This window comes from Hymenobacter ruber (assembly GCF_054783255.1).
The window spans coordinates 1,199,796-1,226,040 of the sequence record NZ_BAAGQX010000004.1 but is presented as its reverse complement, the minus strand read 5'-3'; the positions used below and the strand labels follow the sequence as shown (position 1 = coordinate 1,226,040).

The following is a 26,245-nucleotide window of genomic DNA, read 5'->3' as shown; positions in this document are numbered from 1 at the left end:
GCCAGCCTCGCTTCTATTTCGATTTCTTGCTTCCCTTTTTATGAAAGTTTCTTCCCTCCTGTCTCCCGCCCGCGCCCTGGCTTTGGGCTCGCTGCTAATTGCCGCTGCTTCGTGCAGCGTGAGTGAACAAGTAAAAGACAAGCCCACCGGCAAAAACGTCTCGACCGAAGCCCTCGAAAACGAAGCGTACAGCCTGATGCAGTACCGCCTCAATTTCATCGACGAAGCCAAGCTCGGCGGCCAGGACATCCTGTTTGTGCGCCAGGCCACCGACATTGCCTCCCCCCAGCAGGCCCAGCTCCAAACCGCACTGCAAAAGGGCAACCTGCCCCTTCACCTCAAAATGCGCGTGTACGCCAAAAACCCCAGCGCTACCACCAGCATTCAGCTCAAGCAGCTCGACTACAAGCTGCTCCTCGACGGCAAGGAGCTGACCGCCGGCACCACCGGCGCGGGCACCACCGTAGAGTCCAGCGCCATCGAAACCCTGCCCATCACCGTTGACCTCAACGTGAAGCCGGCCCAGCTCGCCGGTAGCACCCCGGCCGCCTTCGCCGCCGGCCTCACCGATTTCACCGCCGCCAACCGCCGCCTCACCGTGCAGATTCGGCCTATGTACGTGGGGGCCAACGGCCGCCAGGTGCCACCCGCCGGCTTTGAGACCGTGGAGCTGGTGACGGCGAAAAAAGCCGCAGTAAAGTAGCACGGGACGCACGGCATTATCCGCGCTGCCCCAAAAAAGAACGTCATGCTTCGACTTTGCTCGGCATGACGTTCTTTTTTTTGATACCCCTTCGGCCCGCATTAATCATTGCCCGCCGCCACGTCCTCCACGCCTTCTTCAATCTTCTCCTCGGCCTCCTGATGGTCGTCAGAGTCGGCGGCTTCGAGCTCGTTTTCCTGCTCCTGCCAGCCTTGGGGCTCGTAACTGAGGCGGATGTAGATGGGGTAGTGGTCGGAGCCGATGTGGGTAAGGCGGCGCAGGTCCTGCAAGCGGAAGTGGGCCGAGTGAAACACGTGGTCAAGCGGCCAGCGCAGCAGCTTGTAATCGGCGTGGAAGGTGGGCAGCAGGCCCCGCCCGATGCGCGGGTCGAGCAGCCGCGACAGCCGCCGGAACAGCTCCGACGTGTGCGACCACGCCACGTCGTTGAGGTCGCCGGCCACGATGGTGGGGCCGTCGTGGTGCTGAATGACCTTGCCCACCACCAGCAATTCCGCATCGCGGCGGGCGCTGGTTTTCGATTCCTGCGGGGCCGGTGGCTTGGGATGCAGAAAGTGCAGATTGACGGTGAGGCCGCTGGGCAGCCGCACACAGCCGTGAAACGACGGAATATCGGGGTCGAGAATGTAGTGAATCCGCGGTTCCACCAGCGGCAGGCGCGAGAACACCAGCATGCCGTACGTATTGGGCAGCGGGGCGTGGCAGGTGTACGGGTAGTCTTTTTCGATGCGCTGGAGCTGGCTTAGCCACCAGTCGTCGGTTTCCACGGCCAGCACCACATCGGGCCGCAGATGCGTGATGTGGCCCAGCAGGCGCGAGGCATCCCGGTTATACATCAGCACATTGGCCACGATGATGCTCAGGTGGTGGGCATCGTCGCTGGCCGGGCGGCTGGCATCGGACACCTGCTTGCGGTGCAGCGGCGTGTAGGGCCAGATGCGGCTGAATTGGTACACCACCGCCACCGCCAGACTCACCACAAACAGGCTGTTGCCGAAGCTGCGCGGCGTGGGCAGCGCCAGCGCCGCGCTCAAACTCAGCAGCAGCGCCGCCACAATTTGCAGGCGCGGAAAGTCGCAGATGCGAATCCACCACGCGGTTTGGCGGAACACGGGCAGCAGCGTCACGAGCAGGCCCGCGCCGCCAATTATCCATACCGCCCAGTGGCCGGTGGTCAGCATTGCAGAAAGAAAAGTGGGCATTAACAGGGGAAGCGGGTGGGATTTGTAAACAAGCGAAGCGGCAACGAGCAGCTGTCATCCTGAGCGCAGCGAAGGACCTTATCGCGTCTGAACAATTTACTCAGCGGTGATAAGGTCCTTCGCTGCGCTCAGGATGACAGATTTGGAAAACAAAATGGCCTACACATCATCCTGAAACCCGCCCTTGCGCAGTTCCTCAATGGTCCGCATCACCCGGTCCTTGAGGGCGGTACGGTACTTCTCCAGCGCATCGGCCAGCCGGGCGTTGCCGATGGCCAGCATTTGAATGGCCAGCACGGCGGCATTGGCGGCGTTGTCGAGGCCCACGGTAGCAACGGGGGTGCCGGCCGGCATCTGAATCATGCTAAGAATCGAATCGAGCCCCTGAATGGACAGCGTGCTATTAATAGGCACCCCAATCACGGGCAGAATGGTGAACGCGGCCACCATGCCCGGCAGGTGGGCCGCCCCGCCCCCACCCGCAATCAGCACGCGCAGGCCGCGCTTGCGGGCGCTTTCGGCGTACTCTACCATGCGGTGCGGCGTGCGGTGCGGCGACACCAGCGTGATTTCGTAGGGCACCCCAAACTGGCGGCACACTTCAGCAGCAGCCGACATAATTTTCAAATCGGACCGCGACCCCATAATAATGCCCACCAAGGGAATTTCGGTGGTGGGTCGGTCGTCGGCACCGCTCGGAGCGGCGGCAGGAGTAGCGTCAGGAATCATTCGGCGAAAAGAACAAGAAGGGCGAAAAACCGGCCTACGCCGGCAATGGGCGGACCAAGAGCCGCCGTTGAAGCGGCAAAATAGGGCTTTTCTGTCCGGTCCGCCCCTTCTCCTACCTTTGTTGCCTATGGAAATTCTGCTCGCCACCTTCACCACCCTGTTTTCCATCGTCAATCCGTTCGGGGCGATGCCGGTTTTCCTCACCCTCACGGCCGACGACCGCGCCTCCGAACGCGCCCGCACGGCCCTGCGCGCCTGCATCTACATGGTGGCCGTGTTGAGCGTGGCCTTCTTCGGGGGACAGTATATTCTGAATTTCTTCGGCATTAATATTCAGCACCTGCGCATCGCGGGCGGCATTCTGCTCATCCGCTCGGCGTTCGATTTGCTCACGCCCGGCGGCAACCGCGACCGGGTAGGCCCCGAAGCCCTCGAAGAAAGCAAGCAGAAGGACGACATCAGCTTCACGCCGCTGGCCATGCCCATGCTCTCGGGGCCGGGCTCGATGGCCATTTGCATCGGCCTGATTCGCCCCACCTACGTCGACAAGGCCATGACCGTGGCCGGCTTCGTGCTGGTGGCATTGGCTGCTTTCATTGTCCTAATTTTTTCATTACGCCTCACGCGAGTGCTGGGCAAGCCTGGCATGGCGGCCATGTCACGCATCATGGGCTTTATCACGCTGGCCATCGGGGTCAATTTTCTGGCTTCGGCCATCGGCGTGCTGTTTCCGGGGCTGACGCGGTAAGTCAGTTGTCAGCTGGATAAGGCGAACTGCATCCGCATCCGCCCGCGCTACTTTTGCCCCGCCCATGCTTAACTCCGTCATCTTCTATTCGCTTGATAAGGCCATTCGCAGCTACCGGCGGCTGGCCCAGGCCAACATCGACCGGGCCGGGCTGGACATCACCATCGACCAATGGCTGGTGCTGCAAGTGCTGCTGGAACACGACGACCTAACCCAGCAGGAAATCGCGGAGAGGGTATTCAAAGACCAGGCCTCGGTGGCGCGCATGCTGAGCCTGTTGCTGAAGCGGGGCCTGCTCTCGGCCGTGCCCCTGCCGCACGACGGCCGCCGCACCCGGCTGCGGGTGACGGAAGACGGCCACCGCATGCTGGCCGCCGTGCAGCCCATTGTACTAAGCAACCGGGCGCTGGCGCTGGCCGGCATTTCGGCCGCCGACCTGACTTTGCTGCAACAGGTGCTGGAGCGCATTGCACTCAACTGCACGCCAGCCGCCGAGTAACGCACTTTTCTGGAAAGCCCATTAGCCTACAGGCCGCTGGCAAACGCAGCACCGTGCAACCTTTATGATATGTCATAATCTTTTGTTTGTTTTCCCTCAAACTGCTTTCCCTGACTGTCATCTTTTTCTCTGCAATTCCATTTCACTATGAAACGTCACCTCTTTCCGTCTGCTGTTGCCAGTCTGTTGATGCTGATGATTGGGCTGCTAAACGGGCAGCCGGCCCGGGCCCAAACGGGCACCGCCGTGCGCGGCAAGGTGCAAAGCGCCGGCAGCAAGCCCGTTGAATTTGCCACCGTTACCCTGCACCGGGCCACCGACTCAACGGTGGTCAAAACCGAGTTCAGCGACGCGCAGGGGGCCTTTTTGTTTGAGCGGGCCGCGGCGGGGCGCTACCTGGTTTCGGCGGCGCAGGTGGGCTTTGGGCGGCAATGGACCACGCCATTTGAAGTGACGGACCAGGCCGTGGAACTGCCCGCGATGCTGCTGACGACCAGCGCCGCCACGCAGCTAAAAGAAGTGACGGTAGTGGGCCAAAAACCGCTGTACGAGCACGAGGCTGACCGCACCATTGTGAACGTGGAGGGCTCGACGCTTGCGGCCGGCAACACGTCGCTGGACGTGCTGCGTCGCTCGCCGGGCGTGACCGTGGATGGCAGCGACAACCTGGCCCTGCGCGGCCGGCAAGGCGTGCTGGTGCTCATCGACGGCAAGCGCCAGCCCATGACGGGCACCGAGCTGGCCGACTACCTGCGGGCGCTACCAGCCGAACAGTTGAAGAGCATCGAGCTGATAACCAACCCACCGGCCAAGTACGACGCGCAGGGCGGCGCCGGCATCATTGCCATCAACCTCAAGAAAGACCAGCGCCTGGGCACCAACGGCACCCTTAACCTGACCTACGGCCGCAGCCAGTACAACAAATACACGAGCGGCCTGAGCCTGAACCACCGCCAGAAAAACCTCAACCTTTTCGGCGCTTACAACTACGCCGACCGTTCGGGGCTGGCCCAGCTCACCATTCACCGCGACTTTTATGGCCGGCCGGTGGGCGCCGACCGACCACTGACCGGCACCACCGACCAGGACAACCGCGTGCCCAACCAGCAACGCTCGCAGAGCTGGCGCGGCGGCCTCGACTACAACTTGTCGGAGCGCACGACGGTGGGCGTGGTCGTGAGCGGCCTCGACAACCACAACTCGGCCGACGGCACCAACTTTTCGGTGCTGCACGACCTGGTGCGCGGCACAACCCAGAGCTATAACTCCGTCAATACGAGCACGGGACTTTCGGGCAATGTGGCGGGCAACCTCAACTTTCGGCATACCTACACCAATGCGTTTGGCGCGCAGGAGCTCACGGCCGACGTGGACTACGCCCGTTACCGCTCCAGCCGCGACCAGCTGCTGACCACCTATTTGGTGAACGAGCCCGACCAGGCCAGCAGCAGCGACCAGGAGGGACGTTTGGCTATTCAGTCGGCGAAGGTGGACTACACGCACCCGCTCAGCAGGGAGTTGCGGCTGGAACTGGGGGCCAAGTCCAGCCTCGTGACGGCGGATAATGACCTGAAGTTTTTCACGAATAACCTGCTGGATTTGAACCGCTCAAACCGCTTTCGCTACGACGAAAACATCAATGCCGGCTACGCGAACCTGAGCTACAGCAAGCCAAAACTGACCCTGCAGGCCGGCCTGCGTGGCGAACATACCCATGCCGTGGGCCAGCAGGACCGCGAAGTGGAGTTTAAGGATTTCACCCGCAATTACTTCCAGCTGTTTCCGAGCGCGGCCATTAAGCGCCAGCTTAGCGAGAACCACGAACTGGCCTTGTCGCTCAGCCGCCGCATCGACCGGCCCAGCTACGGGCAGCTCAACCCCTTCCGCCAAATCATCGACCGGACCACCTTTGGCAGCGGCAACCCCACCCTGCTGCCCCAAACCAGCTACAATTTCGAGCTCACGCACACCTTCCGGCAGAAGTACAGCTTGGGCCTAAGCTACAGCCGCACCACCAACCCGCTCATCGGCGTGGTGCAGCCCGAAACCGACAGCACGGTGCTCGCCACCACGCGTAACCTCTCGCAGCAGCATTATTACGCCCTCACCCTGACGGCCCCGGTGGACATTACCAAATGGTGGAAAGTGTACAACAACGCGGTGCTGTACTACAACCGCTTCACTGGCGAGCTGGCCGGCACCAACCTCAACCGCGGCGGCGTGAGCGTGGAGCTGACGTCGAACCACACCTTCACCTTCGGCAAGGGCTGGACCGCCGAGCTGAACGGCAGCTACGAGTCGCAGCAGGTGTACGGCTTTCTTGTGCAGCAGCCCAACGGCGAAGTGAGTGCCGGCCTGCAAAAAGGCCTGTGGGACCGCAAGGGCAGCCTGAAACTGACCATGGCGGACATCCTCTACACGCGGCCGGTACACGTCACTTCGACCTACGACAACTACGTGGAGCGTTTCTACCAGCGCCGCGATAGCCGCTTCGTGACCCTCGCGTTCAGCTACCGTTTTGGTAATGACAAGCTGGCTCCCTCGCGCCGCCGCAGCGGCGGGGCCGAGGACGAAAAGCGCCGCGCCGGCTAAGCTGCCGGGCAGCTTGGGCAAGTTAGACACCGTTCAGCAGGGCCGCTTTTCGTGGGGGTAGACTTTTCGGCACGGCGAAAAAAGCACCGGGCCGCCGGGTGTACCTTTGCGCTTCCTTATGCTGAAAAACGACCTTTTCCTGCGTGCCGCCCGGGGCGAAGCCACCGAGCGCACCCCCGTCTGGCTCATGCGCCAGGCCGGCCGCATCCTGCCCGAATACCGCGCCCTGCGCGCCCGCCTCTCCGGCTTCAAAGAGCTGGTGGAAACCCCCGAGCTGGCCGCCGAAGTCACCATTCAGCCCATCGACGCGCTGGACGTGGACGCCGCCATCATCTTCTCCGACATCCTCGTGGTGCCCGACGCCATGGGCCTGCCCTACGAAATGGTGGAAGCCCGCGGCCCCCTCTTCCCCACCACCATCAAGACGGCGGCGGACATCGACAAGCTCCGCATCCCCGACCCCGAAGAAGGCCTCGGCTACGTGCTCGAAGCGCTGCGCATCACCAAAAAAGCCCTCAACGGCCGCGTGCCGCTCATCGGATTCGCGGGCGCGCCCTTCACTATTCTGGCCTATATGATTGAGGGCCACGGCTCCAAAACTTTCAGCAAAGCCCGCGGCTTCCTCTACAAAGAGCCCGCCCTGGCCCACCGCCTGCTGGCCAAAATCACCGCCACCACCATCGCCTACCTGCAAGCCCAGGTTGCGGCCGGTGCCCAGGTGGTGCAGGTGTTCGATTCGTGGGCTGGCATCCTGCCGCCCGTGCACTACACCGAATTTTCGGCCCGCTACATCGCCGAAATCTGCGAAGCCCTGGCCCCGCTCGTACCCGTCACGGTATTCGCCAAAGGCGCTTGGTGGGCCGTGCCCGAGTTCGCCGCCATGCCCTGCCGCACGATAGGGCTCGACTGGAACCAGACCCCCAGCCAGGTCCGCACCGAAGCCGGCGACAAAACCCTGCAAGGCAACCTCGACCCCTGCGCCCTCTACGGCACCCCCGAGCAGGTGAAAGCCGCCACCGAAGCCATGATGCGCCAGTTCGCCGGCGGCCCCCACATCGCCAACCTCGGCCACGGCGTCTATCCGGATACCAATCCGGATAACGTGCGCGTCTTCGTGAAAACAGTGAAGGCCTGGCGGGGGTAATATAACTCACCTGTCATCCTGAGCGCAGTGAAGGACCTTATCACGTTAGAAATTTACATATCTCTAACGTGATAAGGTCCTTCGCTGCGCTCAGGATGACAGGTCAAATCCTAAATTTTTGGTATTGCAATGGACGTAAAAGACAGCAACGGCTCCCTGCTCGCCGAAGGCGACTCGGTCACTATTATCAAAGACCTCAAGGTGAAGGGCTCCTCGCTCACGCTCAAGCGCGGCACGCTGGTCAAAAACATCCGGCTCACCAACAGCGCCGCCGAAATCGAAGGCCGCGCCGGCGGCAGCACCATGGTGCTCAAAACCGAGTTTCTGAAGAAGGCGTGATAATGTAGTCCGCGAGCCCGCTCAGTTTGCAAATTGTTCGGGGTCGCGGACTACAAAGTCCGCGCTACTATCGCGCTACAACCCCGCCTCTACGGCTTCTTCCAGCAGCCGCTGTTTCTCTACGGGCACCACGCCCACCTGCTCGCACACCAGCCCGCCGCCCAGGTTGGCCAGCGCCGCCGTGAAGGCCGCCGGCTGGCCCAGCGCCACGCACAGTGCCGCGATGCTGATAACGGTATCGCCCGCACCCGACACGTCGGAAATGGTGCGCAGGTGGGCCGGCAGGTAGGTTTTCTCTGCTTTCTGCTGAGCAAATACGCCGTATTCACTCAGCGTCACCAGCACGATTTCGGGCGTCAGCACTTCGCGCAGCCGGGCCACAGCGGCCTCGAAACCAGCGCGGTCGATGTTAGGCTCGCCGAATTCCAGCTTCAGGCCTTCGCGCAGCTCTTTCAGGTTGGGCTTGAAGAGGGTGCAGTGGCGGTAGGCCAGGAAATTCTTCTTTTTGGGGTCCACCACCGTGGGGATGCCACGCTGGCGGGCGCGGGCAATGCACTCCGTAATAATGGCTTCGCTGAGCACGCCCTTGTCGTAGTCCTCAAAAATCACCACGTCGGCGCGGGCCAGCAGGTCGTCGTAGGCGGCCAGGAGTTGGTCGGCTTCCGCATCGTTGAGGTCGGTTTCGATTTCCGAATCGATGCGCAGCAGCTGCTGGCCGTGGGCGAGGATGCGCTGCTTCACGGTGGTGGGCCGGGCCGCGCTGCGAATGAGGCCATCGGCGGGCAGGTCGTGGGCGTGCAGCAGGTCCAGCAGCTGCACGCCGCCGGCGTCATCGCCAATCACGGCGCAGAGCAGCGGCGTGGCCCCGAGGGCCTGCACGTTCAGGGCCACGTTGGCAGCCCCGCCAAGGCGGTTTTCGGTGCGGGCCACGTGCACCACGGGCACGGGGGCCTCGGGCGAGAGGCGCGTGGCGCGGCCCCATACGTAGGCATCCACCATCACATCGCCGATGATGAGGACGCGCAGGTTGTTGAAATCGTTGAAAAGGTCGGTGAGGGAAGTTTCGCGCAAGGGTTCGCTGAATTTACGACGCCCGAAAGAACGTCATGCAGAGCGCAGCGAAGCATCTCGCGTGCTTTAACTAACTCAATCGGTTGAATTAACTTGAGCACGCGAGATGCTTCGCTGCGCTCTGCATGACGCGTATAATTACGCCAGCTTCGCCAGGCTGGCTTTGATGCGCCGAAACGCTTCCACCAGCTTATCATCGGCGGCGGCGGTGCTGAAGCGCATGCACTCCGGCGCGCCAAATGCATCGCCCGACACGGCCGAGACGTGCGCATCATTCAGCAGGTACAGGGCCAAATCCATTGACGATGCAATGGTGCTGCCGTCGGGCGCGGTGCGGCCGAAATAAGCCGAAACTTCGGGAAAAATGTAGAATGCACCGCTGGGCGTGGGCGTGTTGAAGCCGGGAATGTCCTTCACGATATCCAGCACCAAATCGCGGCGGCGGCGGTAGGCAGCCACCATCTCATCGGCCGAAGACCGGCCGCCGCGCAAGGCGGCCAGGCCCGCCCGCTGGGCAATGGAGCAGGTGCCGGACGTAATCTGGCTCTGCATCTTCTCGCAGGCGGCGGCGACATCCGGCCGGGCGGCCAGGTAGCCCAAGCGCCAGCCCGTCATGGCGTAGCCTTTCGAAAAACCGTTGACGGTGATAACCCGGTCTTTAATTTCATCAAAATTGGCCAGACTGGCGTGTTCGCCCACGAAATTGATGTACTCGTAAATCTCATCGGCCAGGGCGTACACCTGCGGGTGACGGGCCAGCACCTCGGCGATTTCGCCCAGCTCTTCGCGGCTGAAAACCGCACCCGTGGGGTTGCAGGGCGAAGAATACATGATGAGCTTAGTGCGCGGCGTGATGGCGGCTTCGAGCTGCGCGGCGGTCACCTTGTACTCGTTTTCGAGGGTGCCCACCAGCGTCACGGGCACGCCTTCGGCCAGCTTCACCATCTCCTCGTAGCTCACCCAGTAGGGCGCGAATACGATGACTTCCTCGCCCGGATTGACCAGGCTGAGCACGGCGTTGGCCAGGGCCTGCTTGGCCCCTGTACTCACCACAATCTGGTTGGGCTGGAAATCGAGCTGGTTGTCGCGCTTGAATTTGTCGCAGATGGCCTGCCGCAATTCCGGGATGCCGGGCACGGGCGTATAGAAGGTGTAGCCATCGTCGAGCGCCTGCTTGGCGGCGTCCTTGATGTATTGCGGGGTTTGGAAATCGGGTTCGCCGAAGCTCAGGTTGATGATGTCGATGCCCTTGGCCATCAGCTCGCGGGCTTTTTTGACCATGGCGATGGTGGCCGACTCGTTCATCGCCAGCAGGCGGTGCGAGAGCGGCGAAACGGGCGCGAGGGTGGCGGTATCGGGCATATTGAGCAACGGTGAGTAGGACGGCAAAGGTACGGCAGCAGCGCAGTAGCGCGGACTTTGTAGTCCGCGAGTCCAAAGGTTCCAGTCGCGGACTAAAAGTCCGCGCTACAGCACTACTGCCCCAGTTGGCGCCAGCAGCGCCATAGCACGCTCAGGTCGGTGCCGGGCTCGTAGTCTTTGGCGTAGAGCAGCTCCAAGCGGCGAAGCGTCACCTCGTTGAGAGGCGCAGCGGAATCGGCCGCATCGGCGGGCGAGAGCACGGCGGGCACGGCGCGGGCCGGGCCATCGAGGTGGCGCAGGCCTACCCAGGTGCGGCGGCCGAGCAGTACCGACGCACAGTTACGCAGGAACCCGGTCTTTCTCGACTGAAACCAGACCAGCACCGGGCTCAGCGCCAGCAGGCCGACGCTGGTGAGCAGGTCGAGCAGGCGCTTGGCGCGGGCCTGCTGGGGCTGGTAGAGGTTGAGGGCAATGTCGAGGGTGTAGTAGTCGCCGGGCGAGTCTTTGCTGCTGCTGCCGATGATGTACTGGCTGTCTTCGGGCAGGATTTTGTAGGCCACGGGTGGCTCGGCAGGCAGGCCCAGCATGAGGGCGATAATCTGGCTCGCGGCCAAGTCCTTGCCGCAAAAAATCAGCTCATTAAGCGCATAGAGGCGGATAATATCGTCGAGCTGGCGCAACTCGCCCAGCGGCTCGATGAGGGACTGCGTGAGGGAATGACTGAGCGAATGGTCATCGGCGGGGACCGGCACCCCAGTGGCAAGGTCCTCCCCCACGCTCACGTAGCCGATTACGCGGGCCGATACCTGGGCGGCGTCCAGCAGCTGGCGCACGCGGCGGCTTTCGGGGCCGGAGCCTACAATAGCAATGTTTTTCTGCCGCCGCTCGCTCAGATGCAGGTTTTTATACTTGATGAAGTGGGCCACCAGCTGCCGGCCCACCAGTGCGGCTACAGCCCAGGCCCCGCCCAGAATAATGAGCGCCTTGGAAAACCGCCAAGCATCCAAGAAATTCGAAGCCGCCGAAATCAGCAGCGTGCCGATGAAGATGCCGCGCACCACCCGCGAGGTGCGCACCGGCTGGTCGTAGCCCCCGCTGAGGTAGGCCGAAGTGAGCCAGACCGCGATGTAGGCCGGCACGGCTACCGCCATGTATTGCGGCGGGTACGCGCCCGGCACAAATTTGTGGTTGTGCTCCCAGTAGGTTTTCAGGAAGTACATGCCGCCCCAAATCAAGCCGGCATCGAGCAGCAGCGGAGCGGCGCGCACGGCCAAACGCTCAGCCACGGCCGCGCCGGCCCGCAGCCAGATGGCCGCATTTATCAGCAGCGAAAACAGGCCCGCCCGACCCGGTGCGAAGTGCTTCTGGGCAAAAATCACCATCGCCCGGTAAAACACAAACACGTAGTTTACGCTGGTGCGCTTCGTGCTTTCGCCCTTGTAATGGATGATGCGGGTGCCGGGGAAATAATAGTTTTTCCAGCCGCCCTGCGTGAGGCGGTACGAGAGGTCGATGTCCTCGCCGTACATGAAATAGTCTTCGTCAAGCAGCCCCACCTCATCCAAAGCGGCCTTGCGCAGCAGCATGAAGGCCCCGCTGAGCACCTCAATTTCGTGGGTTTCTTCCTTGTCGAGAAAGCCCAGATGGTAGCGCCCGAAGGTGCGCGACTTCGGAAAAACACTCGCCAGCCCGAACATCTTATAAAACGCCACGGCCGGCGTGGGCAGGGCGCGCTTGCTTTCGGGCAGGAATTTGCCTTGACCGTCGAGCATTTTGATGCCCAGGCCACCGCAGTCGGGGTGCGCGTCCATGAAATCGCAGCAGGCCCTGAAGGTATCTTCCTCCACCACGGTGTCGGGGTTCAGCAGCAGTTGGTACTGGCCGGTGGCGCGGCGCAGGGCCTGGTTGTTGCCTTTCGAGAAGCCGGGATTGTCGCGGTTGGCAATGAGGATGACCTCCGGAAACCGCGCCCGCACCATGGCCACCGAGCCATCGGCCGAGTTGTTATCGACCACGAACACCTCCACCGGCTGGCCCAGCTTCTCCACGGCCCGCCGCACCGAGAGCAGCGCCTGCTCCAGGAAATAGCAGACGTTATAATTAACAATGACGACGGAGAGCTTGACCACAGAAGGCGAAATTACGGGCATAAGCGGCATTGCGAGCGCAACGAAGCAACCTATCCTGTTCTCAGCGCCCAACCTTTTGTTGTGACAGGCCTCGTTAGCCGACAAAAAGCCCCGGCGCTGGGTAGCACCGGGGCTAAAGAATGTAGCGCGGACTTGGTAGTCCGCGATTGAAGACCAATGAATAAGTGATGCACGAAATCGCGGACTACCAAGTCCGCGCTACGCCCCTACCGGGCCTGCCGCAAACGGTCGACGATGCTACGGCCGAGGGTAATTTCGTCGGCGTATTCCAGTTCGCCGCCCATCGGAATGCCGCGGGCAATGGTGCTGATGTGCACGTTGGGCAAATCGCGCAGGCGGCGCGAGAGGTAGAAGGCTGTGGTGTCGCCCTCCATCGTGGGCGAGATGGCGAGGATGACCTCGCGCACTTCCGAGTCTTCGGCCGAAGCCCGCTCCACCAGCGAATCAATGTGCAAATCGGAAGGCCCTACGCCCTCAATGGGCGAAATCACGCCGCCCAGCACGTGGTACACGCCCTTGTACTGGCCGGTGTTTTCGATGGCAATCACGTCGCGCACGTCCGACACCACGCAGACCAGGCTATGGTCGCGCAGCTTGTTGGCGCAAATGCCGCATTCCTCGGCATCAGAGATGCTGTGGCAGGTTTTGCAGTAGGTGATTTCGAAGCGCATCTTGGCCAGGGCCTCGGCCAGGGTGGCCGTGGTGTCCATTTCGGCTTTCAGCAGGTGCAGGGCCAGGCGCAGGGCCGTTTTCCGGCCAATGCCGGGCAGGCGCGAAAGTTCGCCGACGGCGTTTTCAATCAGTTTGGAAGGGAACTCCATTCAGTTGAGTAGGATGGATGGCTAAACGACGTCGGCCGAGATGCCGCGGTCGTGAATGGCGGTGCAAAGGGGCTCCAGCTCCTCGTAAGTGCCGATTTTGACGGCGCACTTGCCCTTGTAGTGGATGAGCAGGGTGCACTGCTCAGCCTGCTCGGGCTGGTGGCCGCACACGTCCATCAGGGTTTTGATGACGTGGTCGAAGGTGTTGATGTCGTCGTTGTACACCACCAGGTTGCGCAGTTCCACGGCTTCTTCCAGCAGCAGAACGTCTTCTTCGTAATCAATTTGCGGACGGGTATTCATAGGGCAAATTTACGCAGGAAAGCCCGCGTGAGGCAGCCATTAATAACCCCAAATCCGTCTTATTCGTTTCGTCGGTTCCCGAAGATTTGTCCCGCGTCCTGCCGTTTTCAGGCGTAGTTTTCGGTTTCGGTGCGTCAGATTTCGCCGGCCCGCCCATTTTCCGCTCCTGCTTGCCATGCCCGTTCCCTCCGCCGATTTTAAAAAAGCCCTCAAACGCCTCTCCGAGCCCGAAAAGGAAGCCCTGCTGCTCCGTGCCGTGCGCCGCGACGCCGAGCTCTACGAAACCTTCCGCTTCGAGCTGCTGGCCGACGTGACCCTTGGCCAGATTCAGGAAGAAACCGCCGACCGCATCCACGAGCTGTTTGCCGTGGCCGTGACCGGCCGCCTGCTCAACCGCAGCCTCGTGAAAGCCGTGCGCGCCGGCGTGCAGGAAGCCGCCCGGGCCCGCCGCATCACCAAAAACAAGCAGCTCGAAATCGACCTGCTGCTCTACATCCTGCGCCAATGCATCGATAATTACTCGGGCCAGTTCGACAGCGTGTGGGACGGTTTTTATAACGCTACCGCCCGCCTGGCCGCCCGCCTGCCGGCCCTCATTCTCAAAAGCCTGCACGAAGACCTGTGGGTGGAATACCAGTCGGAACTGGACGACGTGCTGCGCGAACTGCACAGCCGCAAAAAAAGCCACAACCTGAAATTCGATTTGCCCCGCAAGTTCGAAATCCCGGCCTAGCTTTGTGGTTCATTTGTCTTCCTTTTCTTTATGAACCAACGTGTAAACACGTTTTGTGCAATGGGCCTGCTAGCCCTTGCCACCAGCTGCGCCGGCTCGTACGCCCCCATCCGGCCCAAGCGCTTTGCCTCCTACCTCGCCTCGCCTTCCTCCGGGCCGGTTTCCTTCGCCTACCAGTTTGACGCCCTGCGCCTGGGCGGCCCAAACAAAAAGTACGTGAAGAAGGAAATGAAAAAGGGCTACCACGTTGTGGCAGTGCGCGTCACCAATAACTGGGACCGGGAAATCAACTTCTCTCGCGACCTGACGCTGCTCTACGGCGACCGGCCCATCGCGCCGGTGCCGTCCACCATCGCCGCCCGCGACCTGCGCCAGGGCGTGGCCATTTACTTGCTCTATCTGCTTGGCAACGTGCAGGTGGGCGGCACCGTCGACCCACGCACCGGCGCTACTACTGGCGGCACGTTCCTGCCCACGGGCATTTTTATGGCCGGCGGCAACATGCTCGGCGCCGGCCTAGCCAACAGCAGCCTGCGCAAAGAGTTCGAGTCCTACGACCTCACCAATCGCACCATCAAGCCCGGCGAAACGGTCTACGGCATCATGAGCCTGCGCGAAACGGCCGTCGCGCCGCTGCGCGTCGAGTTCCGCGCCAGCACCCCGCCCACCGCCCCGGCAGCGGCCGTGCCGGCACCGGATACAGCCCCTACTGCCACCCCAGCACCGGCTACCTCCCCGCGCTAGACCTCAACGCTGAACAACAAAAAAGGCCCTGCTACATTAGCAGGGCCTTTTTTAATGGGTTATCGAACGGAACCAACGCGGCTGCAAAGGCAGTACCGGTTGCCGGTTCCGGCCGGAACCCAACTTAGGCTTTCTTGGCGATTACGTTGAAAGTCAGGTCGAACGTGTCGTAGATGGCTTTGTCGCCGATGCTCTCGAAGAACGACTTCGAGCCGTATTTCAGGCCGAACTTGGTGCGGTCGATGGTCACCTTGCCGCTGGCGGCGGCCACGCCGTCTTTCACGCCGGCTTTGGCGGGGAAGCTGATGCGCTGCGTCACGCCCTTGATGGTCAGGTCGCCGGCGATGGTCACGTTATCGGCGTTAGCGGCGGCGCCTTTGATGGGCGTTACGCTGGCAATTTTAAAGGTCGAAGTGGGGTACGTAGCCACGCCGAAAAAGTCGTCGCTGCTCATGTGGCCCACAAATTTGCCGTGGCTTTCGGCATCTTTGATGTCGGTGGCTTTCATCGACTTCATGTCCACGGTCACGGTGCCGCCCACGATGGAATTGCCTTTCACGAGCAATTCGCCGTCGGAGAACTGCATGGTGCCCACGTGGCCGTGGGTCACGGCTTTGCCTTCCCAGCCCAGGGTGCTCAGCTGCGGCTGCAGCTTGTAAGCGGGGGCGGGTGCTACGGTGGCTACTTTAGGAGCCGAAGCAGCGGAAGTTGCGCCGATGGTGGCAACAGCAAACAGGGCGGGCAAAAGGTATTTTTTCATTTGAAGAAAAAAGTTAAAAAAAGGTAAGTATCAGATTTAAGCTGTGGCCGGGTAGCCACTAAAAAACGTGCGAATGCCTACTCGCAGGAAGGCAGGTCGGGGGTTGCCCCATCTTCGGTTCGAATTTTATCGAGCAGGAGGTTCAACTGTCGGGCTTCCTCGAGGCTGAGGAAGCGCGTGCCATTCTTTTCCATCACGCCGGATTCCTCAATGCTCTTCAGCAACTCTAGGCCGGCCGGGGTGATGCGGATGTCCACGGCGCGGCGATTGGCCGGGCATATGGTGCGGGTCACGAGCTTTTTTTCCTCCAGGCGGTCCACAATGCGGGAAGCGTTGCTGGTTTTGTCCAACATCCGGTCGATGAGCAGCGCCACGGTGGCAGGCAGCGGGTGCTGCCCCCGCAGAATGCGCAGAATGTTGAATTGCGGCAGGGTCAGGCCGAACTCTTTAAAAGCAGTGGCTTGACGCAGTTGCAACCAGCCGGACGTGTAAGTCAGGTTGATGATGGCCTTCTGGTGTTCGTCGCGGAAAGTGGGCTGTTTGATTTCGTCTTCGATGCGCATGGTAGGCAGTGGAATCGGATGCAAATATAATGTACATACATTTAATGTCACAACATCGTTCCAACTTATTTTAAAAAGTTTTGCCTTCCTCCTCTCCCGCCCTACCGCCGGGGCTTAAAATCCGTATCCCTGCACGTTCACCAATTCTTTTATTGCCATGAATCGTTTCTTCCTGCTCGCACTCGCAGCCGGCTGCCTGGCCACAACTCCGCGTCTGGCGTCGGCCCAGGCCGGGGGCTTTCCGGTGCAAACTACCAGCCGCACCCAATTTGTGATGACCAACGGCGAAGTAGTGCGCCGCGAAGGCACCCAGACCACGCCCCTCACCCAAAACGTGAAGCTGCCCAGCGGCGTGAAAATCAACTACAAAAACGGCATCGTGGAAATGCCCGCCGACAAGGTGAGCCCCCAGGGCAAGAAAATTACCCTGCACGAAGGCGACTACGTGAAGCCCGACGGTGGCGTGGTATTCGCCACGCCCGCCAGTGCCGCTGCGGCCCGGGGCGAGGGCACGCCGCCCGCCACGCCCCCCGGCACCAAATTCGAGCCCTACGTGCAGCACGGCCCCGGCTTCTCCGACCCGGCCATGCAGGTTTCGCTGCTCAACAAAAAGATTGAGCTGCTAAACCAAAAAGTCCAAGTACTCAGCCAGGGCCAGCCCACCACGCCTAACACCAAAGCCATCGACGACCAGCTCACGCAGTTGGATGCGCAATTGAACGGGCCAAAGTAGCAACCGAACAGGCCGGCGCTACGCGCGCCGCAGCAGCCCGGCCTGTTCCTGCACCAGCCCAAAAGGCTCATCCTTCACAATCAAGAAGCCGTCCAGGTCCAGCACCTCGGCCAGGGCGCTAATTTCGAGGGCCGCCGCAATGCCCACGCTGGTTTCCACCATGCATCCCAGCATGGGCAGCAGGCCGTGGGCGCGGGTGCGGCGTAGCAGGTCGATGCCGCGCCGGAAGCCGCCGGCCTTCATCAGCTTCACGTTCACGCCGTTGAATTGCTTAGCAATATCGGCGAAATCGGCCGTGTCGGTCACCGACTCATCGGCGATGAGCGGCACACTACTGCGGGGGCACAGGTAGCGGTAATCGTCGGCGAGGGCGGCGGGCAGCGGCTGCTCCAGCAGCTTTATATACAGGCCGGGTAAAGCGGCAGCGGTTTCCTGGAAGCGTAGCACGCTATCGGCATCGGGCCACGCTTCGTTGCCGTCCACCAGCAGGGCGTGGCATGGCAGGGCGCGGGCCACCTCGCGCAGCAAGTCGAGGCCGCCGGCCTGGTTCACCTTAATTTTCAATAGCTGAAAGCGGGCGGCATCCTGCTCGCGCAGAAAGCCCGCGACTGCGCCCGGCTCCATGATGGGCAGCGAAAACGCCGTGGGCACCGCCGCGGCGGGCGGCGGCACGCCCAGCCATTGCCACACCGGCTGCCCGGCGCAGGCGGCCAGCCATTGCACCAAGGCCGATTCGAGAGCAAAACTCAGGGCATGGGCCACGGGGTAGGCCGCCAGCAAAACATCAAGCTCCGCCAGGGACGTGACCTCGGCCAGGCCATTGGCCAGCAGGTCGGCAAACTGTTGCTGGAGCAACTCGGGCGACTCTCCGTAACGGACATTGGGCGCGGCCTCGCCGGTGCCCTGATGGTCGTGGCCGGCTACGCGCAGCACCAGATTGGTTTTGGTGGCCGAGGCATTACGGGAGATTTTCCACACGTAGCGCAGCGGAAGCAGGTGCGGGGTAAGGGTCCAGATAGGCATGAAGGAAATAACGGAATACCCGGGAAGTTGGCTCAAAAACGAAGCCGGAATTAAGCAAGTGATAACGGCATCCAAATATTTTTGGCCATTCGGCGTGATTTTGGAGCTATTGAGCTAAAAGATATCGGGAGAATAGCGAAATATGCAGAGCTTTGCCGCGTCATAATTCTTCGTAATTATGTCCTAAACCCACCCATTATCCTCTTTTATGCAAAAATCCTTACTCACTTCTTTTCTGCTTGGCGCTCTGGTATTTGTTTCGCCGTTTCACCACGCCCGGGCACAGGCAGAAGCCACCAAAGCCACTAGCTCCATTCCGTGGTTTGCGGTGAAAAACAGCGCCATGGTGGTGCAAACCGGCGAAAAAGTAAAGCCGTTGAGCAAAGACGTAACGCTGCCGAATGGAATCCGGGTCGAGCACCTCACCCGTTCCGTTGTGTTCACCAATGGCACCCGCGTGAAGCTCAAAGAAGGCGACATGCTGAGCCTGAACGGGGAATTCATCCGAAAAAACACCACGCCTGAACCGGAAGTAGCAGCTGCCCCTGCCGCCTCCACTCTTTCGGCGTCGGCAGCCCCGGCGGCACCTGCGCCGGCTTCTGCGCCAGCATCCGTTCCTGCTCCTGCGGCTAGTCCGGCCCCGCCGGCTGCGCCCACTTTCACTTACCGCCCCACCGCGCCCGTCGATGGCAAACTGAAAGGCGTGGTAGAACTGGGCGCCAGCGGCTTCAACCTGTTTATTATTCGGGTTGACAATAAGCACAACTGGAAGCTCGAAAAAGCCGAGTTCGGCAACAGCCTGGTGATGGAAAACATGGCCACTGAGGACGATGTGCGCAACGGGCTGAAAAGCTACATTGGCAAAATGCTCGATTTTGGGGTGTCCGGGCACGATATCCATTTCGTGGTGAGTTCCGGCGCGGCCATGTCAGACGTGACGCGCCACATCGTGAAGTCGCTGGAGGCGCTCAAGTACGTGGTGACCACCGTGACGCCGGAGCGTGAAGGCATCCTGGGTCTCAAGGCCGCCCTGCCAACGCCGTTCGCCGATAAAGCCTTTGTGCTTGATATGGGCTCGGCCAACAGCAAAATCGCGTGGCTGGCGGGCGGCCAGCCCCACGTAGAGGATACCTACGGCTCGAAATACTACGAAAAAGACATCTCCGACGCCACGGCAATTGCCGACGTGAAGGCCAAGGCCGAAAAGGTACCTGCCAAGCTGCGCAGCACCTGTTTCGTTATCGGCGGCGTGCCCTACGAGCTGGCCAAAACCAGCCGCCAGGGTCAGGAGCCCTACACCGTGCTGAAAGCCGCCGATGCTTATTCGCAGCTGTCCGGGGCTAAAATCAAATCGGGCCTGAACATCTACCAGGCTGTAGCCACCGCCACCGGCTGCCAGCAGTTCGTGTTCGGCTACGACCCCAATTTCACCATCGGCTACCTGCTCTCGCTGCCGTAGCCTCACCGAGGTTGGTCGGTTCTAAACGCCTCGTGCCGATGGGTACGAGGCGTTTTTTTGTGGTCGGTACAAGGGTCGGCTTCGCCACGGTCGGGTTTGCTGGCGGGATAATGCCGTTCTTTGATGCCTCATTCCGTATTCACGGCCTTTTTCAATTGCATGGCAAAATCCCGTTTACTCCTCGTTGCTATTATGGTGTTGCTGGCTGGTGCGCTCACCGTGCTCGCCGCCACCCAAGCGCTGACCCTGCCACCCATGGTGCCGGTTGCGGCCCGCTGGCTGGCCTTGCTGGCCATTGCCGCCGCCGTGGCGCCCCGGCGCTCCCTTACCCTCTGGATTGTGGTCAGCATGCTGATAGGCATCGAGCTGGGCCACGACGCGCCAGGCGTAGCCATGAACCTCAAAGTATTGAGTGACGCCTTCTTACGCCTCGTGAAAACCATCATTGCGCCGCTGGTCTTCGCTACGCTGGTAGTGGGCATTGCCGGCCACGCCGACCTCAAGCAGGTGGGCCGCATGGGCCTGAAAGCGCTGGTTTACTTTGAAGTTGTTACCACGTTTGCCCTCTTCATCGGCTTGGCTGCTATCAACTTAACCAAAGCCGGCGTGGGCATCAGCCAGTTTGGCGTGAAAGAAGAAGCCCTCACCGCCGCCGCGCCCCAGACGGCGGCCGACATCATCCTGCACATTTTCCCCGAGAACATAGCCAAATCGGTGGCCGAAGGCCAGGTGCTCCAGGTGGTGATTTTCGCCATCATCTTCGCTATCGGCCTGGCCCTCACCCCCGAGCGCCCCCGCCGCGTGATGCTGGAGTTCTGCGAAAGCCTGTCGGAAGTGATGTTCAAGTTCACCAATGTGGTGATGTATTTCGCGCCGCTGGGCGTGGGCGGGGCCCTGGCCTACACGGTGGGTAAAATGGGTTTCGCCCCGCTGCTCAACGCGTTACAACTGTTGCTCACGCTCTATGGGGCGCTCATTGCCTTTGTGTTGCTGGTGCTACTACCGGTGGCGCTGTTTGCCCGCCTGCCGCTGCGCCGCTTTGTGGCGGCCGTGGCCGAGCCGGTGAGCATCGCCTTCGCCACCACATCGAGCGAAGCGGCCCTGCCGCGGGCCATGGAAGCAATGGAAAGCATTGGCGTTCCGCGCCGCATCGTGGCGTTTGTCATGCCCACGGGCTATTCGTTTAACCTCGACGGCACTACGCTATACCTTTCGCTGGCAGCCGTTTTTGTGGCGCAGGCGGCTGGGGTGCCGCTCACGTTCGGCCAGCAGTTGCTTATGGTGTTCACGCTGATGCTCACCAGCAAGGGCGTGGCAGGCGTGCCCCGGGCCTCGCTGGTTATTCTGCTGGCTACGGTAGCCTCGTTCAACCTGCCGGCCTGGCCGGTGTTCATCATATTGGGCATTGATGCCCTGATGGATATGGCCCGCACGGCCGTGAACGTACTCGGCAACTGTTTAGCTTCGGCCGTCGTAGCCCGTTGGGAAGGAGAATTTGTGGACGGCTACCAGGGACCCGACCCGGCGGCCGTTCCGCAATAGAACTTTTTCAATAATACCCAAGTTGAATACATAACCTAGCCGGTCAGTTTTCGCTTTTCAAGGGGCATTTTGAGCCTTTTACCGAGCAGATGCCAATTGGTTGATATTAATCATCTAATTTTGTGTCATGCCTTTGGGGTCATTGCTACAGGATTTGCAAAGGCATTTTTTCGTTTTAATATTTGATTTTTACGATATAAATTTCTACCTTCCGCCTATGAAAATCGTCCGTCCTCTTGCATTACTGGCCCTTTCGCCGATGCTGTTGCTGGCTCCGGCTTGCGTATCGGTCAAGACCATGATGAAAGGCACGCCATCGGCGGCCATTTCCAAACGCCTGCCCCCGCTGGAAATTCTGGCCGACCAGGGTCCGTTGGCGATGAACGATGGTGCTCTGCCCGAAGACCCGCTGAAATTATTTCAGCAGGAGTGCCGGATAAATTTGACGGAGCCCACCGATTCGGCTACGTATGGCTACGCCAAGCTGATTGTGAAGAAGGTACGCACCCTGCGCACCGGCCGCGCCGTGCAGGGCTTGCAGGTACTCACCTTCATGATTCCGGCCGTAGTGGGCGTGCCGCTGGAATGGTATAAGACCACGCTGCAAGCCGAAGTACAGGTTAGCGACGCCGCCGGCAACCTGCTGGGCTCCTACCTCGGCACGGGCACCTCGGAGGTGAAAGTGGCCATGTACCACGGCTACTCGCAGACGGCGGCACCCCGCCTGGCCGATGTTATTGCCCTGCGCAGCGCCATGGCCCAGATTCGGCCCCAGCTCGACACCGCCACCACCCGCCTGCGCCCCCTGCTGATGGCCGGTGGCACCGTGGAAAATCCCACGCTGCCGGCTTCATCGGTGGTCACGGGCAGCCGCTAATCCTCGGGTTAACGCACGGCTTTTCCTCTGCTGAGTTAGCATTATAAGGCCCGTCGCGCCCTACCTCCCGGTTCCGGGCAGTGGGCGCGACGGGCCTTATCTTTGGGCTTACCATGACCCATCTCCTGCCCTCCCGGTTTTCTGCCATTCTGCTTTTGGGCCTCGGGCTGCTGCTGCCCGGCTGCTGCGCCAATAACGTGTGCGACTGCCCCGGCGAAGCTCAGGCGGATGCCATCAAACTGGTTTTCTCGGCAAAAGACTTCGGCAAAGCGACTGACCTTGATACGATTGTGCTGCAGCGCTATCCGTTGGTAATCATTCCGGCCAGCGGCAGCAACCCGGGCACAAAGCCCGAAACCGCTACACTGATTCGCACGGCAGCGCAGGCTTATGACACCATTGTTATCAATAACAGCACACCGTTTGCCCAGACCAGCACGGCCAAGCTCGACCAGTACCAGTATTACGTGCGCTATTTCCCGGCTCCGCGCAAGGTGCGTCCGGCCTTTGCCCTGGTCATCGATAAGGTAGCGTTGCAGGGGAATCTGGACGGCAACGGCTGCTGCACGTGCTACACCAATACACAGAAGTCCATCACCACGCGCAAAGACAGCACGGCCGGCGCTACCACGGCGCTTACCACCAACCTGAAGGACGTCCCCGTCTTTACCATTACCAAGTAGCCCGCCGGGCACTGGCTTACGTATAGCTACCGCCGCGCTGCAACGTTTGGCCGGGCATTCCTGTTTTCGTTTCTATGGCTGCTGAACCTACTCTTACGGTGGCTCCGACGGTGCCCGTTTCACCCCGTCCGGCCGCTCCTGCTTCCGTGTTTCCGTTTCGGTCCACCCTTAGCCTGGAGCCGCTGATTGCCTACTGGCATGCGCGCGAAAGCGCCAGCAATGCCGGCGTAGCGCTGCTGGCCAAGGCTATTGGCCAGCAGGTGGCCGAAGCCGGGTGGTGCCGGGGCCTGCTCACCGATTACTCGGTGCTGGAATGCAACTGCGACCTGGTAGAGACGCTGATGCTGGCTGTTTTCCCGCCGGCTTCTTTTGCCACCGACATCAGCGGTGTGGTGGCGCCGTTTCAGCGGCGCAGCTTCTACTCAACCCCGCTGTTTGAGGAGGTGATGCTGAACAAGGACCGTACCGTGAAGCAGCCGCTCAACATCGACATGGCGGCTATGGAGCGGCAAATGGGCCTGATGGCCTACCACCTGATACTGCACCGCCTGTACGGGGCCGAAATGCCGAGCCTGGGCACCATCGTGTTCACCGTGCCCGACTATAAAATCGGGCTGTACCGGCACTACGGCGTCGATTTCAACTCCGATTTTGTGACGGTGAAAGTGGTGGGTGAGCTGCCCGTACTCACGCCCGAACAGATTGAATTTCTGATTCATAACCGCCACCGGCCGGAATACTGGCACGAGCTGCTGCCGCCCGAGCACTTCGAGTTGGAAGGCTTCAACCTGCTGCAGCTGGTGGATATTACCGACCAGGAAATCCTGTCGGAGCTGAAGTACGACCTGCTGGAGCGCGACGTGCTGCAAACCCCGGCCCGCTTCGAGCAGATTCAGGAGAAGCTGCGGGTGCTGTTTGCGCAACCGGCCTTGCAGCTGGGCATTGCGGCTTATGATGAAAAAAAACGGGCTTTCGTGGATTTTGGGCGCAAAATCAACCACAGCTTCCTCACCAAACAGGTGCAGCACCAGTCGGCCGACGGCAGCTTCCGGCAGATTTATGAGCGCCTACTGCGCGAGCGGGAACCACTGGTGCTCAAGGATGTAGCCACGGCCGACATTCCGCAGGACCTGCGCCAGCAGATTATGACCCTGGGCATTAAATCGGCCATTCTGGCGCTGCTTCCCTACGGCAACGACACCGTGGGCCTGCTGGAGTTGGGCACCCCCGACGTGAACGGCCTCGACGAGTTTGACATGGACAAAGTGGCGCAGTTCGTACCGCTGTTTGCGGTGGCCGTGAAGCGCAATGCCGAAGACCTGCAATCCCGCGTGCAGGCTGTGATTCAGGAGAAATTTACGGCCATTCACCCCACCATGGAGTGGCGCTTTGCCGACGCGGCCCGCAACCTGCTGACGCAGTTGGATGCCGGCAACCGCACCGCCGAGATGGAGGCCATCGTGTTTGATGACGTGTACCCGCTGCACGGCTCCTGCGACATCCGGGGCAGCAGCACGGTGCGCAACGAAGCCATTCAGGGCGACCTCATCGAGCACCTTACCCTAGCCAATAAGGTGCTGAAAAAGGCCTCCGAATGCCAGCAGCTGCCCATTCTGGACGAGCTAAAATTTTACGTCACCAAAAACCTGAAGCGGCTGCGCGAAGGCTTGCTTTCCGGCGACGAGGCCAATATTTACGACTCGCTGAAGCGCGAAGTGGAGCCGCTGTTCGAGTACTTAGCCACGCACACGCCCGAGCTGCGCCCGGTCATCACCAGCTACTGGAGCAATATCGACCCCAAGCTGGGCATCCTCTACAAGCGCCGTCAGGACTTTGAAATCAGCGTGACCACGCTTAACGATGCCGTGAGCGACTACCTTGATGAGGAGGAAGAAAAGGCGCAGCAGATGTTCCCGCATTACTTCCAGCGCTACAAAACCGATGGCGTGGAATTCAACATCTACGTGGGCAGCGCCTTGGTGCAGGACAAACCGTTCGACCTGGTTTTCCTGAAAAACCTGCGCCTGTGGCAGCTGCTGACGATGGTGGAAATCACGCGCCGGACCCACGCGCTGAAGGCCACCCTGCCCGTCCCACTCGATACTACGCAGCTCATCCTCATCCACGGGCAGCCGCTGAGCATTCGCTTCCGGCAGGATGAGCGGCAATTCGACGTAGACGGCGCCTATAATATTCGCTACGAAATCATCAAGAAGCGGATTGACAAAGCCACCGTGCTGGGCACGGGCGAACGCCTGACCCAGCCCGGCACCCTGGCCCTGGTGTATGCCCAAACCCGGGAGGCCGTGGAGTACTACGAGTACATCGACTACCTCCAGGACCGGGGCCTGCTGGAACCCGGCGTTGAAGAGTTGGAGCTGGAAGAGCTGCAGGGCGTGAAAGGCCTGCTGGCCCTGCGGGTGCGGGTGCGGCTGGCCGAGTAGCTTACTCAGCTTGCATAACCGCTTCTTCCTCGCGCCAGAAAAGCTTCAGGCCGGCCCGAAAAGCCACCAGCCACGCCGCACCGCCGGCAAAGCCCGCCAGCACATCGGTGGCGTAGTGCGCGTGCAAATACACCCGGGTGAGGCCAATCAGCCCCGCCCATAGCAGCAGCGGCGCTACCCAAACGGGGCGCTTGAAATGCCGCGCCAGCAGCCACGCCAGGCAGCCGTAAAAGGTAAAACCCAGCATGGCGTGGCCGCTGGGAAAGCTCAGCCCGAAGGTTTGCAGCAGAGCATTGCTGGGCCGGGGGCGGTTGAAGTACAGTTTGAGCAGTTGATTGAGCAGCACGCTACCCGCCATGGCCAGCAGCATTTCCCAGGCCCCGCGCGGGTGGCCGGCCCGGCGTATCAGCAGCGGCGCGATGACGCTGGCCGGCAGCAAAAACGGCAGCGCCGCAAAAAACGTGACTACCCGCACCGGTCCGGTCAGGCCCGGGTGCGCCAGCCGCCAGCCATCCACAATGCCCGAAGCCCAGTTATCCAGCGCCACCGAATGGTGCACAAATACCACCCGCGCCAGGTAAAAGAACACCGCGAACGCCACGATGAACAGCACCAGCCCGAACAGCACTTCGACGGTGAGCAGGCCGGCCAGGGCCAGTAAGCGGGAGGTAAACCGATTCATAGCAGGCAAAAATGCCGGGAAATGGAAAAGCCAGCAACTGCTTTCAGTACGGAAAATAAAAAAAGCCAGCCCGATGGGGCTGGCTTTTTAAAACGTGCGCTCGGAGAGACTCGAACTCTCACACCTTGCGGAACTGCCGCCTGAAGACAGCGCGTCTACCAATTTCGCCACAAGCGCAAGCTGGGCTAAAAAGCCGCTCATCCTGGAAGGGTGGCGGCCTTTTGATGCTGCAAAGATACAGCGCCGTTTTATCGCCACGCAACACATAGGCCGTTTTTTTCAGTTGAACAGGGCTGCCGAACGGCACCGGCAATTGTTTTT

The 26,245-nt window shown here is 61.0% G+C and carries 25 protein-coding genes and 1 tRNA gene; 14 read left to right on the top strand and 12 right to left on the bottom strand.

What is annotated here, in order from left to right:
* Positions 1 to 40: 40 nt before the first annotated feature.
* Positions 41 to 703 carry a hypothetical protein gene (locus ACYVM5_RS15815; protein ID WP_460619077.1) on the top strand — a complete coding sequence of 221 codons (663 nt, stop codon included), beginning with the start codon at positions 41 to 43 and terminating at the stop codon, positions 701 to 703.
* Between the two features lie 101 nt (positions 704 to 804).
* Here the strand turns inward: ACYVM5_RS15815 and ACYVM5_RS15810 are convergent, their stop codons facing one another.
* Together ACYVM5_RS15810 and purE are read right to left on the bottom strand one after the other, a co-directional pair.
* Positions 805 to 1,923 carry an endonuclease/exonuclease/phosphatase family protein gene (locus ACYVM5_RS15810; RefSeq protein WP_460619076.1) on the bottom strand — a complete coding sequence of 373 codons (1,119 nt, stop codon included), beginning with the start codon at positions 1,921 to 1,923 and terminating at the stop codon, positions 805 to 807.
* Between the two features lie 159 nt (positions 1,924 to 2,082).
* Positions 2,083 to 2,568 (bottom strand): 5-(carboxyamino)imidazole ribonucleotide mutase, encoded by a 486-nt coding sequence (purE, locus tag ACYVM5_RS15805; RefSeq protein ID WP_460620191.1) that lies wholly within the window; start codon positions 2,566 to 2,568, stop codon positions 2,083 to 2,085.
* A gap of 211 nt (positions 2,569 to 2,779) precedes the next feature.
* Here purE and ACYVM5_RS15800 point away from each other — a divergent pair, with 211 nt between their 5' ends.
* The 5 genes from ACYVM5_RS15800 to ACYVM5_RS15780 all read left to right on the top strand — a co-directional run bounded on the left by ACYVM5_RS15800 (position 2,780) and on the right by ACYVM5_RS15780 (position 7,974).
* Positions 2,780 to 3,400, top strand: a complete 621-nt coding sequence (locus tag ACYVM5_RS15800) for a MarC family protein (protein WP_460619075.1) — start codon at positions 2,780 to 2,782, stop codon at positions 3,398 to 3,400.
* Between the two features lie 64 nt (positions 3,401 to 3,464).
* Positions 3,465 to 3,899, top strand: coding sequence for a MarR family winged helix-turn-helix transcriptional regulator (locus ACYVM5_RS15795; protein WP_460619074.1), 435 nt, complete (start codon positions 3,465 to 3,467; stop codon positions 3,897 to 3,899).
* Between the two features lie 147 nt (positions 3,900 to 4,046).
* Positions 4,047 to 6,491: an outer membrane beta-barrel protein gene (locus ACYVM5_RS15790; protein ID WP_460619073.1), complete on the top strand. Its 2,445-nt coding sequence runs from the start codon at positions 4,047 to 4,049 to the stop codon at positions 6,489 to 6,491.
* A 118-nt stretch (positions 6,492 to 6,609) separates the two neighbouring features.
* The gene (gene hemE, locus ACYVM5_RS15785) at positions 6,610 to 7,635 is read left to right on the top strand and encodes a uroporphyrinogen decarboxylase (RefSeq protein ID WP_460619072.1); all 1,026 of its coding nucleotides are present in this window, start codon (positions 6,610 to 6,612) and stop codon (positions 7,633 to 7,635) included.
* Between the two features lie 129 nt (positions 7,636 to 7,764).
* Positions 7,765 to 7,974, top strand: coding sequence for an alkylphosphonate utilization protein (locus ACYVM5_RS15780; protein ID WP_460619071.1), 210 nt, complete (start codon positions 7,765 to 7,767; stop codon positions 7,972 to 7,974).
* 75 nt (positions 7,975 to 8,049) lie between these two features.
* Here the strand turns inward: ACYVM5_RS15780 and ACYVM5_RS15775 are convergent, their stop codons facing one another.
* From ACYVM5_RS15775 to ACYVM5_RS15755, 5 genes are all read right to left on the bottom strand, one after another.
* Entirely contained in the window at positions 8,050 to 9,045 is a 996-nt protein-coding gene (locus ACYVM5_RS15775; protein ID WP_460619070.1) for a bifunctional heptose 7-phosphate kinase/heptose 1-phosphate adenyltransferase, read from the bottom strand.
* A 138-nt stretch (positions 9,046 to 9,183) separates the two neighbouring features.
* Positions 9,184 to 10,407, bottom strand: a complete 1,224-nt coding sequence (locus ACYVM5_RS15770) for a pyridoxal phosphate-dependent aminotransferase (RefSeq protein ID WP_460619069.1) — start codon at positions 10,405 to 10,407, stop codon at positions 9,184 to 9,186.
* A 113-nt stretch (positions 10,408 to 10,520) separates the two neighbouring features.
* Positions 10,521 to 12,536, bottom strand: a complete 2,016-nt coding sequence (locus ACYVM5_RS15765; protein WP_460619068.1) for a glycosyltransferase — start codon at positions 12,534 to 12,536, stop codon at positions 10,521 to 10,523.
* Positions 12,537 to 12,763: 227 nt separating this feature from the next.
* Positions 12,764 to 13,378 carry a recombination mediator RecR gene (recR, locus tag ACYVM5_RS15760; RefSeq protein WP_198068955.1) on the bottom strand — a complete coding sequence of 205 codons (615 nt, stop codon included), beginning with the start codon at positions 13,376 to 13,378 and terminating at the stop codon, positions 12,764 to 12,766.
* 21 nt (positions 13,379 to 13,399) lie between these two features.
* The gene (locus tag ACYVM5_RS15755; protein WP_460619067.1) at positions 13,400 to 13,681 is read right to left on the bottom strand and encodes an ATP-dependent Clp protease adaptor ClpS; all 282 of its coding nucleotides are present in this window, start codon (positions 13,679 to 13,681) and stop codon (positions 13,400 to 13,402) included.
* 175 nt (positions 13,682 to 13,856) lie between these two features.
* On the opposite strand from ACYVM5_RS15755, the gene ACYVM5_RS15750 reads away from it, so the two are divergent.
* Together ACYVM5_RS15750 and ACYVM5_RS15745 are read left to right on the top strand one after the other, a co-directional pair.
* Complete coding sequence (locus tag ACYVM5_RS15750; protein WP_460619066.1) at positions 13,857 to 14,414, top strand: hypothetical protein; 558 nt, start codon at positions 13,857 to 13,859, stop codon at positions 14,412 to 14,414.
* A 30-nt stretch (positions 14,415 to 14,444) separates the two neighbouring features.
* Positions 14,445 to 15,158 carry a hypothetical protein gene (locus tag ACYVM5_RS15745; RefSeq protein WP_460619065.1) on the top strand — a complete coding sequence of 238 codons (714 nt, stop codon included), beginning with the start codon at positions 14,445 to 14,447 and terminating at the stop codon, positions 15,156 to 15,158.
* Positions 15,159 to 15,282: 124 nt separating this feature from the next.
* Here ACYVM5_RS15745 and ACYVM5_RS15740 read toward each other — a convergent pair whose 3' ends face one another.
* Positions 15,283 to 15,918 (bottom strand): YceI family protein, encoded by a 636-nt coding sequence (locus ACYVM5_RS15740; protein WP_460619064.1) that lies wholly within the window; start codon positions 15,916 to 15,918, stop codon positions 15,283 to 15,285.
* A gap of 77 nt (positions 15,919 to 15,995) precedes the next feature.
* The gene (locus ACYVM5_RS15735; RefSeq protein WP_460619063.1) at positions 15,996 to 16,481 is read right to left on the bottom strand and encodes a MarR family winged helix-turn-helix transcriptional regulator; all 486 of its coding nucleotides are present in this window, start codon (positions 16,479 to 16,481) and stop codon (positions 15,996 to 15,998) included.
* Positions 16,482 to 16,638: 157 nt separating this feature from the next.
* Here ACYVM5_RS15735 and ACYVM5_RS15730 point away from each other — a divergent pair, with 157 nt between their 5' ends.
* Positions 16,639 to 17,214 carry a DUF6799 domain-containing protein gene (locus ACYVM5_RS15730; protein WP_460619062.1) on the top strand — a complete coding sequence of 192 codons (576 nt, stop codon included), beginning with the start codon at positions 16,639 to 16,641 and terminating at the stop codon, positions 17,212 to 17,214.
* An 18-nt stretch (positions 17,215 to 17,232) separates the two neighbouring features.
* On the opposite strand, the gene ACYVM5_RS15725 is transcribed toward ACYVM5_RS15730, so the two are convergent.
* On the bottom strand, positions 17,233 to 18,237 hold the full coding sequence (locus ACYVM5_RS15725) for an enolase-like domain-containing protein (protein ID WP_460619061.1): 1,005 nt from the start codon (positions 18,235 to 18,237) through the stop codon (positions 17,233 to 17,235).
* 208 nt (positions 18,238 to 18,445) lie between these two features.
* Between ACYVM5_RS15725 and ACYVM5_RS15720 the strand changes: the two genes are divergently transcribed.
* The 5 genes from ACYVM5_RS15720 to ACYVM5_RS15700 all read left to right on the top strand — a co-directional run bounded on the left by ACYVM5_RS15720 (position 18,446) and on the right by ACYVM5_RS15700 (position 25,242).
* Positions 18,446 to 19,696: a DUF6799 domain-containing protein gene (locus ACYVM5_RS15720; protein WP_460619060.1), complete on the top strand. Its 1,251-nt coding sequence runs from the start codon at positions 18,446 to 18,448 to the stop codon at positions 19,694 to 19,696.
* A gap of 159 nt (positions 19,697 to 19,855) precedes the next feature.
* Entirely contained in the window at positions 19,856 to 21,238 is a 1,383-nt protein-coding gene (locus ACYVM5_RS15715) for a dicarboxylate/amino acid:cation symporter (protein WP_460619059.1), read from the top strand.
* Positions 21,239 to 21,455: 217 nt separating this feature from the next.
* Entirely contained in the window at positions 21,456 to 22,115 is a 660-nt protein-coding gene (locus ACYVM5_RS15710) for a hypothetical protein (protein WP_460619058.1), read from the top strand.
* Positions 22,116 to 22,228: 113 nt separating this feature from the next.
* Positions 22,229 to 22,798 carry a hypothetical protein gene (locus tag ACYVM5_RS15705; protein WP_460619057.1) on the top strand — a complete coding sequence of 190 codons (570 nt, stop codon included), beginning with the start codon at positions 22,229 to 22,231 and terminating at the stop codon, positions 22,796 to 22,798.
* A 74-nt stretch (positions 22,799 to 22,872) separates the two neighbouring features.
* Positions 22,873 to 25,242, top strand: a complete 2,370-nt coding sequence (locus ACYVM5_RS15700; protein WP_460619056.1) for a GAF domain-containing protein — start codon at positions 22,873 to 22,875, stop codon at positions 25,240 to 25,242.
* Between the two features lies 1 nt (position 25,243).
* Here ACYVM5_RS15700 and ACYVM5_RS15695 read toward each other — a convergent pair whose 3' ends face one another.
* Entirely contained in the window at positions 25,244 to 25,924 is a 681-nt protein-coding gene (locus ACYVM5_RS15695) for a phosphatase PAP2 family protein (RefSeq protein WP_460619055.1), read from the bottom strand.
* A 95-nt stretch (positions 25,925 to 26,019) separates the two neighbouring features.
* Positions 26,020 to 26,101: transfer RNA gene (locus ACYVM5_RS15690), tRNA-Leu, on the bottom strand.
* Positions 26,102 to 26,245: the final 144 nt, after the last annotated feature.